Raw genomic sequence first — 13,809 nt, 5'->3', positions numbered from 1 at the left:
AAAACCGACGATTTTAAACTAGTCCAGCAAGGCCTCATATTCCGCCATGAGGCAGGCGGCCACGCCATCCAGGGCGTAATGCCCGGCAATCTGCGTCCGCAGTTGCTCTGGCGTGCCGCCCTGCCCGGCCAGCGCAGCCGCCCAGGCCTGCGCGATCGAGGCTGGATCGTCCTGCACGATCGCCCCCAGCCCGCCCAGAATGTCACGTGCGTCTCCCACGTCGGTGCTGACTACCGGCACACCACAGGCCATCGCCTCGGCGAGTACATTCGGAAACCCCTCGCTGGCGGAGGTCAGCGCCAACAGATCGAGTCCGGGGTAAATGGCTTCCACGTCATGGCGCATGCCGAGCAGGTGGCAGTGTTCCCGTAAGCCATGCTGATCCAGCAGGGCGGCCAGCATGGCGTTGTCGGTATCCAGCCCTTTGCCAACCAGCACGAATCGCGCGTCTGCACGCAGCGCGAGCAAGCGGGCAGCCACCTCCAGAAACAGGCCATGTCGCTTGACCGGCGTCCACCGCGCCACCATCCCGATCAGGGGCTGCGCATCGCTCACCCCGAGTGCGCCACGCAGCGCAGCGCGCGCGGCGGCGTCGGGCCGGAAACGCGCGAGGTCGATGCCATTGGGCAGCACGCGAGTCGCCGCGGCGGGCCAACGGTAGCGCTCGGCGCAATAGGCCGCGCTGCGAGAGGACACGTTGAAGATGCGGGCGACCCGTGACGCGTAATGCCCGCTCAGCCAGATCACGGCACGCGTGAATCGACTGTGGCCTTGCGCCGCATCCGGCGTATCCCGCACGCTCCAGCACACCGGCACCCTAGGCGCCAGTCTGGCCCCTGCGAAGGATGCGGCAAGGTTGCCGTGGTACATCCAGCCCTGGATCAGATCGGGGCCGAACTCCCGCACCGCATCGAGGAGCCGGCGTATACCGGCCAGCGGCCAACGACCCGCGTGCAGCCCGAGCAGCACGGGCTCGATGCCTATCTCCCGGAAGCGCGGCAACAAGGCCTCATCGTCGCCCAGAACGAGGAGGCGTAAAGCGAAACGGTTGCGATCCACACGCGACAGGGTCTGCAACAAGGCATGCTCTGCCCCACCCAAGCCCAGATTGGTGACGATCACACACAAACGGATGGCTTGCCTCATGCACGGGGCTCCGCGCCGGAATCCGCCTCGTGCGACTCCCACACGCGCATCCACAGCATCTTGGCCACCAGCATGAAGAGCCAGACCAGCACCAGCACCAGGGTGCCGGCCCCCATGCGCCACAGCAGGAAGCCCAACCCGGCCAGCGACACCTGCAAGACCCACAGCAAGACCACCGACAGTTCGACACGCATGCCTTCGAGCATGAGCAGGTGGTGAAGGTGCGTGCGATCGGCCCGCATCGGGTTGCGTCCGTTGAGCATGCGACGCGTCGCCACCGTCACCATGTCCATCAGCGGCAGGCCACAGGCGTAGAGCAGCAGCGCGGCCGGAATGTTGCTGCCGGGCGTTCGCGTCAGCACGATGAAGAACCAGCACAGCAGCAGTCCCAGCGTCATGGCACCGGCGTCCCCCATGAACACATGCGCACGCGCCAGCCAAGGGTGGCGTGCATTGCAGACCAGGAAACCTGCAACGGCCGCCATCAATCCCACCACCAGCAGCACGACGACTTGGTGACCCGTGCCCAGGGCCAGCGCGCAGAGAAAACCCAGGGCGACGATCACGTACCCACCCGCCAACCCATCCGCGCCGTCCGACATATTGATGGCATTGACCGTGGCCACAATGCCGATCAGGCAGATCAACCACAGCATGAAGCTGCCCGTCTGCGCATAACCCGTCGTCTTGAGCAACAACCAGGCGGCCACGAACTGCCCGATCAACTTGAGGCGGGCCGGCAGTGGACGCGCATCGTCCACAATGCCAAGCAACAACAGGAAACCGACGGGCAGGATGGCCTCGCTGAGATTGCCGGACAGGCCGCGCAACTTCAAAGCGAGGAAGTAAGAGATCAGGATCGCCAGCCCGCCGACCACGGGCACCGCGCGCCCGTGCTGCTTGCGTGCATCCGGCCGATCCATCAGCGACAGGTAGGGCGCCAGCCGCGCCAGCAGCAGGCAGGCCAGCAGCGAACACAGGAAGGGAAAGAGAAGGTACTTGAGCGTCATGCGGTGTAGAGCGCCAAGGTTTGCGCGTTGATCACCTCGTTGGCATACAGTGCCTCTACCCGGGCACGCGCGGCAAGCCCCATGCGCCGCGCGCGATCGCAGTCCTGCAACAAACCGAGGATCGCGTCCGCCAACGCCTGCACGTCACCCGGCGGTACCAGCACGCCGTTCTCTCCTTCTGCCACCAGCTCACGACAACCCGCCACGCGGGTCGTCACCAAGGGCTTGCCGCAGGCTGCCGCTTCCAGCAGCGAGCGCGGCATACCCTCGCCCTGGGTGCTGGCCAGCACGGCCAGCGTGCAGCCTTGCTGCAAGGCCAGCACATCCTCGCGGTGTCCGAGGCATTCGACGTCCCCCTGCTCACGCCAGGCAGCAAGCTCGGCGGTAGTGACACTCTCCGGATTACCCGGATCGGGCTCGCCCGCCAGCAGAAAACGCACCTGCGGCATCCGCGCACGCACGCGTCCGGCGGCCTCCACGAACTCCCGCACGCCCTTTGAATGGAGCAGGCGGCACATCATCAGCACAACAGGCGGTGCATCCTGACCCGCCTCTGCTGGCCTGAAATGCGCGGTGTCGATGCCATCCCCCGGGATCAACGCTACCCGGCTGCGGGCCAGCACACCATGACGAGCCAACACGTCGCGGTTGTCCGCATTCTGGAAAACGACCTGGGTATCGCGCAGCGCCAGGCGATACAGCGCCAGCACCACGGGGCGGATGAGCCGCGCCTTGAGCGTATGGGCCAGCAAGGCGAATCCCAGCCCCGTCACCGAATTGACGATGCGCCGGACGCCCGCCCGGCGCGCCGCCAGCGAACCATAGATGACGCACTTGATCGTGAAGTGGTGCACCACCTCCGGCTGCCACTCCGCATAGCAGCGCCGCAGCCGTGCAATGGAGAGGCATTCATCTAGCGGATTGATGCCACTGCGCGAAAGCGGAAAGCTCTCCCACCGGAAGCCCAGCTCCCTGAGCTTTTCGCCAAAGGGCCCGGGCGGGCTCAACAGGATCACCTCATGCCCGCGGGCACGCAGGCTCTCGGCCAGCGACAGCTTGAAGTTGTAAAGAAACCAGTCCGTGTTGGCGAACAGCAGCACGCGCATCAGGCAATGTGTTCCTTGTAGCGGGCATGCCAGGCCTGGAACATCAGCACGTCCCACAGCCAGTAAGGCCAGCTCGCACGGCCCTCGACATGCTCCAGCCATTTGCGGCGGATCGGCGCCGGATCGAGCAGCCCGCTCGTGGAGAGCGCTTCGACGGACAGCAGGGACTCGGCCCACTCACGCAGCGGGCCGCGCAACCACCCCGCCAGCGGGATGCCGAACCCCTGCTTGGGGCGCTCGAACAGATGCCGTGGCACATGGCGCGCCAGCAGTTCGCGCAGGATCCACTTGCCCTGCCCGTCGCGCACCCGCAGGTGCGGCGGCAGTTGCCACGCGAACTCCACCACGCGACGATCGAGGAAGGGCGCACGCGTCTCCAGGCTCACCGCCATCGCCGCGCGATCCACCTTGACCAGAATGTCGTTGGGCAGATAGGCCAGCGTGTCATGCGCCATCATGGCCTCGATGTCGTTGTCGGCGGCATGAGCCAGGCGCTCCGCCTCGCCGAGCGCCTGCAGATGCGCGCCCGGCACGAGCAGCCCGGGATGCTTCCAGTGCGAAATCAATTCGTCATAGAAATCCGCCGGTGAGCGCCCCTTGAGCATGCGCGCGATGCGCCCGAACTTGTCGCCCGGTGAGGCGCGCAGCATCGGCGGACACCAGTTGCCCAGCGAATCGGCCAGGCGGTCCCAGCTGCGCGGCGGCACGAGGTCGATGCCTGCGGCCAGCATGCGTCGCAGCGGGTGCGGTATGCCACGTACCTTGCGCCAGAAACCATCCCCCACGTGATAGCGGGTGTAGCCGGAAAACGACTCGTCCCCCGCATCCCCCGACAAAGCCACCGTCACATGCCGGCGCGCAAACTGAGAGACCAGATAGGTCGGCAACTGGGATGAGTCGGCAAAAGGCTCGTCATACACCTCGGCCATGCGCGGCACGAGATCCAGCGCATCCTGGCCCGACAGGTACAACTCGTGATGCTCTGTCTTGAGGTGCGAGGCGACCTCGCGCGCGTAGTGCGCCTCGTCGAAAGCGTCCTCGCGGAAGCCGATGGTGAAGGTCTTGACCGGCCGCGTGGCACGGCGAGCCATCATGGACACGATCAGCGAGGAGTCGATGCCACCCGAGAGAAAGGCACCCAGTGGCACATCGGAGATCATCTCCTCCTCCACCACTTCGCCCAGCACGTCTTCGAAACGATCGACCCAGGCCGCCTCGCTCAGGGCAGGCGCCTGACGCGAAGCACGGCCCGCTTCGATGGCATCCGCCAAGCGCCAGTATGCGCGCGGCTCACCGAGCCGCCCGGCCTGAATGTCGATCCAGTGCGCGGGCGGCAGCTTGCCGACATGCCGCCAGATCGACTGCGGCGCCGGTATGCAGTTGTAATGCATGAAACCCGCCAGCGCATCGCGCGAAATCTCACCATGCCAGGCCGGGTGGGCATACAGCGCGCGCAGCTCGGAGGCGAACAGCAGCGTGCCGTCGGGCATGCGCCCCCAGTAAAGCGGCTTCTCGCCCAGACGGTCGCGTGCCAGCACGAGACGCTGCTCCGCACCATGCCAGGCGGCAAAAGCGAACATACCGTCACACGCTTTCAATGCCCGCTCGGGCCCCCAGGTGTCGATGGCCTCCAGCAATACCTCGGTATCAGAATGCCCACGCCAGGCAATCGCGCCACGCTCAGCCTCCAGGCTGCGGCGCACCTGCTGGTAGTTGTAGATCTCCCCATTGAACACGATCACCCACCGCCCGGAGTGGCTGCGCATGGGTTGCACACCGGCTTCGGTCAGATCGAGGATGGACAAGCGCCGGTGCGACAGCCCCAGCCCAGCCGCTACGTCGGCAAATTCGCCATGCGCATCCGGCCCGCGATGCACGATGGCCTGCCCCATGGCCTGCGCCACGTTGCGCAAGCGGGGCTCATCCCAGCCAACCGTTGCGTTAAGAAATCCGGCTATCCCGCACACCTTGCTTGCTCCCTCGGCAGATCAGACCCGGCTGCGCAAAGCGGCCGCAATACGCGGCGCAATGACCGCACTGGAATACCGCTGCTCGACGAGCGCACGCCCTGCTGCCCCCATGCGTGCGCGCAGCGGCGCATCACGCAGCAAGCTCAGCAGTGCATCCACCCATTCGGTTTCGGTATGCGCGCCCAACGCCACTTCGCCCTGCGCCAGCACTTCGCCGTTCATGCCCCAGGGCGACACGATCGCGGGAACGCCACATGCCAGATAGCTCAGCATCTTGAAGCTGCACTTACCGCGCGTCCAGGCCGTATCCGGCATCGGCATCAAGCCGACCCAGGCCTCATTGACCGCAGCCACCTCGCATTGCGGCGACCACATGACTTGCTCCACCCGGGTCTCCGGCAATCCGACCAGTTTCGCAGGCGCATTGCTGACGACACGCAAGCGCGCCTCGGGCAGCAACTCCAGCACGGTTCGAAGCGCACCGCTGATCGCCTCAAGATAGGGATGCCCGCTCGCGCTGCCCGACCACACGATCAAGGGCTGCGACGCCGCCACCCCGGGTCGATAGTAGGCTGTGTCAACCGCGGTCGGGATCACCTCGACGGCCGCGTAACGAGAGAACCAGTCCGCCAGGTACGCATTGCCACACAACACCAACCCACAATGACGCGCAATGCGCTCGGCCGCGCCAAAGCGCTGATCGAGCCAGATCGCATCGTCCACGTCCAGCACAGCCGGTTTGCGCCAGCAGCGCTCGACACTCGGCAGCGTGGACAGCATCTCGCGCTGGAACAAAGCCACCGCACAGGTCTCTTCAGCCTCACGCAAGGCCTGGTAGCGCTCCGTCAGACTACGTGGCAACCAGCGCATGCGGGGCAGAAGACCCGCGGGCGGATAGCTGCCGTGACGCGCCGGCCATTCATGCAAGGCGATGCCTTCGGCCTGCAGGGCCGAAACATGCTGCCGCACCCGGAAGCGCGCGGAAGGCACGGTCATGCCTTGGGTGAAGGCGGCCACCTGCAACTGACTCATGCGACACGCGCCCGGACACGCTGGCACAGCCAGCCCCGCACTCCAAGTCCATCGAGCAGCAACAGACCGAGCCCAAAACCCGCCACGCCCAGAACCACGCGCACCAACAGCCCGGCAACACCGGAGAACGGTACCAGCAAGACCAGGACACACATCAGGATCACCGCGAGGCCAATGGCCAGCAAATCGCTGACTGGCACGCGCCAGGCGATCAAGCCCCGTCCGGCCCACCAGGACAAGAGCACGCCCAGGGACTGAGCACAGACGTTCGCCACCGCAGCACCATATGCGCCCACCCGAGGCACCAGCACCCAGGTCAGCAACATGCCCGCAGCGGCCGCGACCAGCGCATTCGCCAGTTGCGTCCTCAAGCGACCCGAAATGAACAGCGAAACATCGAACACCAGGGTACGCAGCGTGCCCAGACACGCCGCTGCCGCGAGCCAGGGAACCATCTGGGCGGCTTGCCCCAGGTAAGCGGCGCCGAGAAAGAGGCCGACGATCTCGTGGCTCAGTAGTGCAAAGCCGATGCCGGCCGGCACCATGACCGCCAGACTCAGACCAAGATAGCGCCCGGCCAGGCGGTCTACCTCGGCACGCTGACCGCTCTCCCAGGCGGCCACCATGCGCGGGAACCAGGCCAGGAAACAGGCAGAGGACAACATCGTCATGGTCTGTGCGATGAGATCCGCCATCGCGCCGTAAGTCCCGGTAGTCGCCGCATCGCTCAACGCCGCCAGCAACCAGCGATCGGACCACTGCAACAAACCAGCACAGCCCGAAATGCAGGCAAGCATCAGCGCAAAACCGCGAACTTCCCGCAGCAAGCCAGGGCGCCAGGGGCTGATCAGCACGCTGCGCCAGGCATCGCGACAGATCAGCAGACTACCCAGCACACCGGCGAGCACCATCACGCCCAGCACGCCCCACTCGCCGCCGCCCAGCCACAAGACGCAGCCCCCGGCTACCAGCGTGCCGACTGACTTGAACAGAAACAGCACCGAATAGCGTTCAGACTGGAAACGACTGTTGGCAAACTGGGCCGACAATTCGAACATGCCGATCGCAAGCAGCAAGAGCGTGGCACCCAGCAGCACGCCGGGGCGAAACGAAAGTCCGCCCAGCCAGCCGGACCATTCCAGACAGCCTGCCAGCAGGATCAACACGCAGGCCGCACCCAGAAATACCCTGGCCAACACAGGCAGCAGGGTTTCGAAACCAGGACGCGGCAGATAGCGGGCAAGCGTCTGCCCCGCGGGAACCACGAGCAGACTGGAGAGAATCGCCGCCCCGGTCGCGCACAAGGCAAGCCAAGCGTAGTTCTCCGGCCCCAGACTGCGCGCAAACAGGCTCACCGCACAGACCGTGGCGACTCCGGCAAGAGCGCGGGCGCCAAGATAGATGGCAGATGCGCGCGCGCTCACACCGAACCGGCCCGCGGCAGACGACGCAAGGCGTAGCGCACCTGATAACACGGCAGCATATGGCACAGGTTTTCCTCGTGGAACTCCTGCAACCAGCGCGTCAGATTGAATACCCTGCCCAACGCACGCTTGATCAAGCCGCGCACGGGAAACGGAGAATTGAAGTCAAGCTGTACATCGATCTGCCGGAAGCGTGGCTCACGCCCATAGCGAGGCACCTTGCGCGTAAGCAGATCGTCCTCGGCCAGATAACAAAAGGTATAGAGGCCGAAGAAGCGGTGATGAGTGGGATCGGAATAGAAGTACGGATTGGCGAAATGTGGCACTTCGACGTCCAGCAACGCCCCCTCCTCCATCACGCGCGCTAGTTCGTCGAGCAGTGCTCCCAGATCCTCGACATGCTCGAAGAAGTGGTAGGCATGGACGGCCCGCACGCAGGCATCTGGCAGCGCACGCAAGACAGCGAACACATCACCGACAAGGTCCACACCCGGGTAATCCAGCGCATCCACTCCCAGTGCTTCCGCATGCCTCTTGCGCGGTCCGCAGCCCAGTTCAAGCACCAGACGCTCGCCAGCAGCAACGCGAGAAAGCACGCCAGACTTGTCAATGAATTCCATGCGGCCAGCGCCAAAGGCAAAGGCGAGGAGTATACCTGCCTGCGCACGCCCCCCAAGCCTTGGTTCGTCCCGCCAACTCAACGAATGCAGTACATCTCCGGGCGGACAGCCCAGCCTTGGCGCTGAAAAATGGCTGCCAGCTCAGCCGGGAAACGACCGTGATAGATCGCGGGATAGGCACCGCAGACCATCGCCCCGGCCTGGACGGCCTCAGCTTCACGCCCCACCTGCCCGTAAGCTAGGGCGCATTGCGTCAGGGTCTGGAAATTGGGCTTGTAACGAAGATAGTGATCGCACAAACCAACGACTTCAGCCGCAGCATCCTCGCGTTCTGGTGGCCAGGCCCGAATCTGCAACGAGCGGGCATGCAGCGCCAGCAAGGACCAGTCGGAAATCTTGACTCCGACCTCTCGACTCTCGGCGAAGCTGCTGTCGGACGCCACGGCACCATAGGGGAAGCGCGCGTACGCCTTTTCCAACAACAAATAGTCACGCATGCTCCAGACCAAACCGATTGCCAACATCAAGGCGGGCAGCAGCAGCCAACGACTGCTGATCCTCATTCCCGAAGCGTCTCTCTGCTCCGCAGCAGCAATCACCCCCATCGCCAGCCCGGCGGGAATCAGAAAGTAGGTGTACCACAGCGGATACTCGACCATGCTATGGGCTCCTATCACACCAAGGATCATGAAGCCCCACAAAGCCTCTGGCGTGCTGGCCCGTACCCATCGCCGCAACAACCACCAGGCCAGCCCCCCGCAGATCATCAAGGTCAGCGGCCAGCCGAATTCAGCCAGCAAGTGCAATGGAGTGTTGTGCGCGTTCTCGCCGATGCGGATGAAATCCGGAGGCGGGAGTCCTATGGAGTGCAGCGCCGTTTGCCAGGCGAACATTCCCGCCCCGGCACCCATCCACGGATGATCCAGCCCAGTCTGCCAAGCCACGATCCAGTCAAACAGGCGCTGCCCGTTGGAACTGGCATCCCCCACACGACTGGCGGAAGACACGACGCCCAGCCACTTGCCCAGATCGCTGAAAGCCAACAGCAACTGCATGCCGACCGAAATACCGGCTACCACCAAGCTCGCCTGCGCCATCAGCCGGGCCGAATCATCCCCGCGCCTTCGCCACGCGTACAAACCACACAGCACGGGCAGTGCGGCCGTATACAACCACACAGCCCGCGACGCAGACATCGCAGCAAATAGAGAGATCGCAGTCGTCAACACCAAAGCAAGCCAAGGCTGAAGCCGTCGCGTGCTCCAAAGGTAGATCAATGAAGCCTGTCCGAGCCACAATAGGTTGCCGAAATGATTGGGCTGCGCAATGTTCCCGTACACGGCATTGTAGAGTTTGGGCATGATGATGCCGCCCCAGTCTAACCCCGCAAGCTGACCCCAAGCCGCAACGCACTGCAGCCCCCCTCCTACTGTGGTCCCAAACGCAAGCAGGGCAACCTGTCTCGATGAGTGCAGATGACCCCAGGCAACCCATATAGCAATCAACGCGAGAAGGGTGTAAGTCGCATAACCAACTTGAGAGCCGCCTGAAAAAACGACTCCGACGGTCATCAACGACAGGTACATCAAAGTCTCAGGCTTGCGATGCATGCTCTTCAAAGTGAAAGGCCCCACAGCAATCACAAGTGTGATAGCTGACAGTACAAGCATCACAACCCATTCGTTGACGAACACAGTCTGGGGATAGCGATGAATCCCACATAGAGGCCCCAACCCTCCGAAAGTCACGACAAGCAACGCCAACAGTTTAGAATGCACGACGATTGATCCGAAAAATCCAAGCAGTGGTCTTTTTGATGCAACCGCATCCAGTGAGGATACCGATGGGCCTATTTTCAGACTTTAAGAAAAGAAATCAGATCGACACTTTCGCGCACAATCTGGCCGAGCAGCTTGCTAGACGCCTCCCTCCGTCACACCGCAAAGATGAAAAACGCCTGAATGCTGAACTCGAAATCGCTCTTGGGCACGCCCAGGGGTTTCATCGCACGAACGAACTGGGAACCTATGGCAAGTCCAGACTAGTCAACAGCTTCCAATGGAAGCTCATTGAGCTCGGATATGACTCAGTGGTCGCAAAAAAAATTGGTTACAATATCGCGACGAGATTGACAAAGCAGCGGGCAATTTCTTAGTTATTTCTCAGAGAAGAAAAGGCATTTAATGCAGCAACCCTTGTCTGCAGATCCTGTGCGGCGAGCCTAATTGGATCCTCCCAGGCCGCCGGCGCCTTGCAACGATACGGCGTAGCATTCGGCCACCAAGGCCGGGCATCCTCAGCAATTTGCCAACGCCAATCCAATGCAGACGGGAGCAAAACCAGAACAGGCTTTCCGAGCGCAGCAGCCAAATGTGCGACAGAACAATCTATGGCCACTACGACATCCATGGCATCAATAATCGCCGCGGTATCGCAGAAGTCCCGCATATCAGGCATAGGGTCCACCATTCCTAGCGCGGCAATGGCCTCATCGCGCTCCTTCCGGACATCTACGGCCAGGTTGAACCATGCCACCCCGTCGAGTTGACATAGTCCTTTGAGATGTTCAGGCGGAACAGAACGCAACCAGTCATCATGTCGCCATGGATTACCAACAGCCGCCACTCCAACCCGAAGCCCCTGGCTCTCTGCAATGCGCTTCCGCCAATCCTGACAGCGATCTGATGGTGCGCGAACGAGAGCAGGAGCCTTCAGATCCGCTGGCGAAAGTCTAAGCAAGCGAATCAGGCTGAACAGCGGAGCGACTGCTACACACCCAAACAAGCGCGGATCGGGCCGTTCATCCGCACCGACCAGTTCGTCGACGCCCTCGACTCCTCTAAAAAGCTGTTCAATCTCTGGTTTTACCCAGAATACCGATGCAACACCCCGCCTGCCGAGAGCCCGAAAAAGTCGCAAAGCCAACAACGCGTCCCCGAAACCCTGATCCTGATAGACAAATAGTTTTCCAGCACGCAGTTTCTCGCCCCGCCACAGAGGCAACTCAAAAGAATGCCGGCCCCGATACATCTGAAGAAACGCTTCGTCCGCCATCCGCCAAGCATCAAACCAAGTCCTGCCGCCAGCAGCGATACACGTAAACGAGAGCGAGAGGCTGGGACCAGTTCTACCAGGATACTCATCTACAACGACCTGTCGCATCTCCAAAGTGCGCGGCAAATCACCCTCTACGCTGAATACGTTAGCAAGATAGTCAGCAGAATCCGCATCGACAAAACGCTCTTCATACAACCTATTGGCAACCCTTTGCGCCACAGGAAAGAGCGCTGCCGAACGGCTGGCCAACGAGATCAGGACCAATGACTCCTTGTGACTGAGCGAACCCTTTCTCTCCGCGACCAACAAGCGCTTTAAAACCTGACGCTCAACATTCTGCGTCCTCTCATTTTCCACCTCGCGCCGCAGCTGCATCTTGGCGCGCAACTCAATTGCCTGCAAATTAAGGAAAGTGGAGATATCAGACGGCTTCAGTTCGACCGCACGATTAAAGTAATGAACTGATTCTTCGAAACGCTCCAGCAACATGCAAAGAACGGCCAGCATGTTGGCAGTCTGATGGTCCGCTGGCCGTAACGCCCACGCCCTCTCGGCCACAAGAAGTGCTTCAGCATTCGCTCCAACATGCATCAATACCGCAGCGAGATATTTAGCAGCCTCTGCATCCTCAGGCGACATCTGTGCCGCCTTCCGCAATAGCGGGAGCGAAGAAGCGAAATCCTTATTCTCAAACGCCAAGACTCCGCCAACAAAACAAGCAACAAAACCAGGATCTTGCTCCTGCAACAATGCTACACAAGCCTCTTCCGCCACACGTCTTTCTCCGGCGCGCAAAGCACGTAAAGCCTCCGTCTCAAGCTGTAATTTCAGTTGTGGCAACAAACCTGGAGCACGGGCCTTCGGCGAGTCTATCTCGACGCGCTCTCTCAACCAGGAAATAAAGCCTTTAATCATAACCAAGCTTATATAATTTCAGCCATTTTAATTTACTTAATCATCGAGCACTAAGGCTTTACCGGCCACACAACCACCGGCCAGAAATCAACTGGTTCCAATGTAGCCCGCACGAAAACCACACTTACATCCCGATCCCTGGTCTGCAGTGGCAAGTAGCCTAGATCAGAGGCCTGATAGCCGAGTCGCTTCAAGGCACGCATGTAATCCGACTCCGAAAATACCCCGCCCGCTTTTGCCAGCGCGTCCACTGGAAGCAAGCGTGACTGTAAATCCTTCCGGCCCTCTTTCATGGATCTGAAGTACTGGGGCATTGACGTCACATCCCTACCCGACACAACGGCAGAGGCAACAATCTTGGCCGCCTCTTCCTGATCGTCTGGCAACGGCGCCCACACCCAACGGGGGCGGCTCGCAAAGCTGGGAGCAAACTCATTCCCTTGCTTTCTGGCAAGCATCACATCCTCCGGCGCTAAACTTGCCGCGGACACCAGCTCGACGCGATCCAAGGAGAATGCATAAAACATGGGCCGCATGACCCATAGTGCATGAGCACCGTAAAACAGGGCAGAAAACTGCAGCACAGCAATCATCAGGATATCCCGCCGCAACTCTGACCTGGGTTTGGATGGGCTGGCCACAACAAGAGTTGCGAGGGGACCCAAGCCTAGATCAACCAGCACCATCATGCCCGCAACAGGACCCGCCCCCATTAACTCGTAGTTAGGCCAATAATACCAACCTGCATACAACAAAAGCAGCACCGACGCCAAGACAGCAGCACTGACCAATAAATGCACCAAGAAGCACTTCAATCTGAAAGGAAGCATCTTCTGTATCACGTCAAAAAATAAAAAAGGGCGCCAAGCGCCCTTTTTTATCAAACAACTCGGTTCAGATCAACGGCATTCCGAAGGTGCGTACTTGGCAGGCAACGGAGTACCAGTCGGAGCAGTGAAGGGCAGGGAGCGCTGCGTAGCCTGAACGTTGGTTGAGGAAGCACACGCCCAGTCGATCGCACCGACCGAAGTGGCCGCCAGCGCAGCACCACCAACCGACGGCGTGAAGGTCAGGCGATTGCCATTCAGCGTCGTGGGAATACCGTTGTTAGCCGTAGCCAGAATCGACACTTCGACAACGCCGGCATTCGAAACCGATACGCTCTGCACATACTTGGAACCAGTGATAGCAACGTTCCAGGCACCCGCAGCAGCCGAAACGCCAACCAAGCCGTCGGTCTGGAAGGCTTCACTGATGGTGGCCTTGGCCGATGACGCAGCGATGATGCCTTCCGACACCTTCGAACGGATCGTGTAGTCCTGATAGGCAGGCAGCGCGATCGCTGCCAGGATACCGATGATCGCCACCACGATCATCAGTTCGATCAGGGTAAAACCTTGTTGAACACGCTTCATCACGAATCTCCTGTTGATGTTGCCGGATACCGTTATCCGTACAAGGCAGTACGTGCGAATGACATGCCACACACTTGACCGCTCATCGCCTACAGACAAGAGCCACTAAAAATC

The 13,809-nt window shown here is 61.4% G+C and carries 12 protein-coding genes; 1 reads left to right on the top strand and 11 read right to left on the bottom strand.

Features of this window, described 5'->3' with window-relative positions; genetic code table 11:
* Positions 1–18: 18 nt before the first annotated feature.
* From NMB43_RS08810 to NMB43_RS08775, 8 genes are all read right to left on the bottom strand, one after another.
* On the bottom strand, positions 19–1,146 hold the full coding sequence (locus NMB43_RS08810) for a glycosyltransferase (protein ID WP_494351782.1): 1,128 nt from the start codon (positions 1,144–1,146) through the stop codon (positions 19–21).
* Positions 1,143–2,156 carry an MraY family glycosyltransferase gene (locus tag NMB43_RS08805; protein ID WP_494351781.1) on the bottom strand — a complete coding sequence of 338 codons (1,014 nt, stop codon included), beginning with the start codon at positions 2,154–2,156 and terminating at the stop codon, positions 1,143–1,145. Before NMB43_RS08805 ends, NMB43_RS08810 begins: the two co-directional genes overlap by 4 nt.
* The gene (locus tag NMB43_RS08800; protein WP_494351780.1) at positions 2,153–3,256 is read right to left on the bottom strand and encodes a glycosyltransferase family 4 protein; all 1,104 of its coding nucleotides are present in this window, start codon (positions 3,254–3,256) and stop codon (positions 2,153–2,155) included. Before NMB43_RS08800 ends, NMB43_RS08805 begins: the two co-directional genes overlap by 4 nt.
* Before the next feature lie 5 nt (positions 3,257–3,261).
* Positions 3,262–5,175, bottom strand: coding sequence for an asparagine synthase (glutamine-hydrolyzing) (gene asnB, locus NMB43_RS08795; RefSeq protein ID WP_494351779.1), 1,914 nt, complete (start codon positions 5,173–5,175; stop codon positions 3,262–3,264).
* Positions 5,176–5,250: 75 nt separating this feature from the next.
* Complete coding sequence (locus NMB43_RS08790; protein WP_494351778.1) at positions 5,251–6,264, bottom strand: glycosyltransferase family 4 protein; 1,014 nt, start codon at positions 6,262–6,264, stop codon at positions 5,251–5,253.
* The gene (locus tag NMB43_RS08785; RefSeq protein WP_494351777.1) at positions 6,261–7,619 is read right to left on the bottom strand and encodes an oligosaccharide flippase family protein; all 1,359 of its coding nucleotides are present in this window, start codon (positions 7,617–7,619) and stop codon (positions 6,261–6,263) included. Before NMB43_RS08785 ends, NMB43_RS08790 begins: the two co-directional genes overlap by 4 nt.
* Positions 7,620–7,684: 65 nt before the next feature.
* The gene (locus tag NMB43_RS08780; protein WP_494351776.1) at positions 7,685–8,308 is read right to left on the bottom strand and encodes a class I SAM-dependent methyltransferase; all 624 of its coding nucleotides are present in this window, start codon (positions 8,306–8,308) and stop codon (positions 7,685–7,687) included.
* Positions 8,309–8,385: 77 nt separating this feature from the next.
* Positions 8,386–9,669 (bottom strand): PglL family O-oligosaccharyltransferase, encoded by a 1,284-nt coding sequence (locus tag NMB43_RS08775; protein WP_494351775.1) that lies wholly within the window; start codon positions 9,667–9,669, stop codon positions 8,386–8,388.
* Between the two features lie 455 nt (positions 9,670–10,124).
* Between NMB43_RS08775 and NMB43_RS08770 the strand changes: the two genes are divergently transcribed.
* On the top strand, positions 10,125–10,463 hold the full coding sequence (locus tag NMB43_RS08770; RefSeq protein WP_494351774.1) for a hypothetical protein: 339 nt from the start codon (positions 10,125–10,127) through the stop codon (positions 10,461–10,463).
* Here the strand turns inward: NMB43_RS08770 and NMB43_RS08765 are convergent.
* The 3 genes from NMB43_RS08765 to NMB43_RS08755 form a co-directional block, all read right to left on the bottom strand.
* Positions 10,460–12,280 carry a glycosyltransferase family protein gene (locus NMB43_RS08765; RefSeq protein ID WP_494351773.1) on the bottom strand — a complete coding sequence of 607 codons (1,821 nt, stop codon included), beginning with the start codon at positions 12,278–12,280 and terminating at the stop codon, positions 10,460–10,462. The genes NMB43_RS08770 and NMB43_RS08765 overlap by 4 nt on opposite strands.
* A gap of 50 nt (positions 12,281–12,330) precedes the next feature.
* Positions 12,331–13,083: a hypothetical protein gene (locus tag NMB43_RS08760; RefSeq protein ID WP_494351772.1), complete on the bottom strand. Its 753-nt coding sequence runs from the start codon at positions 13,081–13,083 to the stop codon at positions 12,331–12,333.
* Between the two features lie 96 nt (positions 13,084–13,179).
* Positions 13,180–13,695: a pilin gene (locus tag NMB43_RS08755; RefSeq protein WP_494351771.1), complete on the bottom strand. Its 516-nt coding sequence runs from the start codon at positions 13,693–13,695 to the stop codon at positions 13,180–13,182.
* Positions 13,696–13,809 lie beyond the last annotated feature (114 nt).

Source organism: Uliginosibacterium sangjuense, from assembly GCF_059132465.1.
This window is presented reverse-complemented; position numbering and strand designations above follow the sequence as displayed.

What these genes read in the sequence shown, in the direction of transcription:
- NMB43_RS08805 (WP_494351781.1), bottom strand. Translation starts at nt 2,156, where the DNA reads ATGACGCTCAAGTACCTTCTCTTTCCCTTCCTGTGTTCGCTGCTGGCC.
- NMB43_RS08790 (WP_494351778.1), bottom strand. Translation starts at nt 6,264, where the DNA reads ATGAGTCAGTTGCAGGTGGCCGCCTTCACCCAAGGCATGACCGTGCCT.
- NMB43_RS08765 (WP_494351773.1), bottom strand. Translation starts at nt 12,280, where the DNA reads ATGATTAAAGGCTTTATTTCCTGGTTGAGAGAGCGCGTCGAGATAGAC.
- NMB43_RS08775 (WP_494351775.1), bottom strand. Translation starts at nt 9,669, where the DNA reads ATGCCCAAACTCTACAATGCCGTGTACGGGAACATTGCGCAGCCCAAT.
- NMB43_RS08810 (WP_494351782.1), bottom strand. Translation starts at nt 1,146, where the DNA reads ATGAGGCAAGCCATCCGTTTGTGTGTGATCGTCACCAATCTGGGCTTG.
- NMB43_RS08780 (WP_494351776.1), bottom strand. Translation starts at nt 8,308, where the DNA reads ATGGAATTCATTGACAAGTCTGGCGTGCTTTCTCGCGTTGCTGCTGGC.
- NMB43_RS08755 (WP_494351771.1), bottom strand. Translation starts at nt 13,695, where the DNA reads ATGAAGCGTGTTCAACAAGGTTTTACCCTGATCGAACTGATGATCGTG.
- NMB43_RS08770 (WP_494351774.1), top strand. Translation starts at nt 10,125, where the DNA reads ATGCAACCGCATCCAGTGAGGATACCGATGGGCCTATTTTCAGACTTT.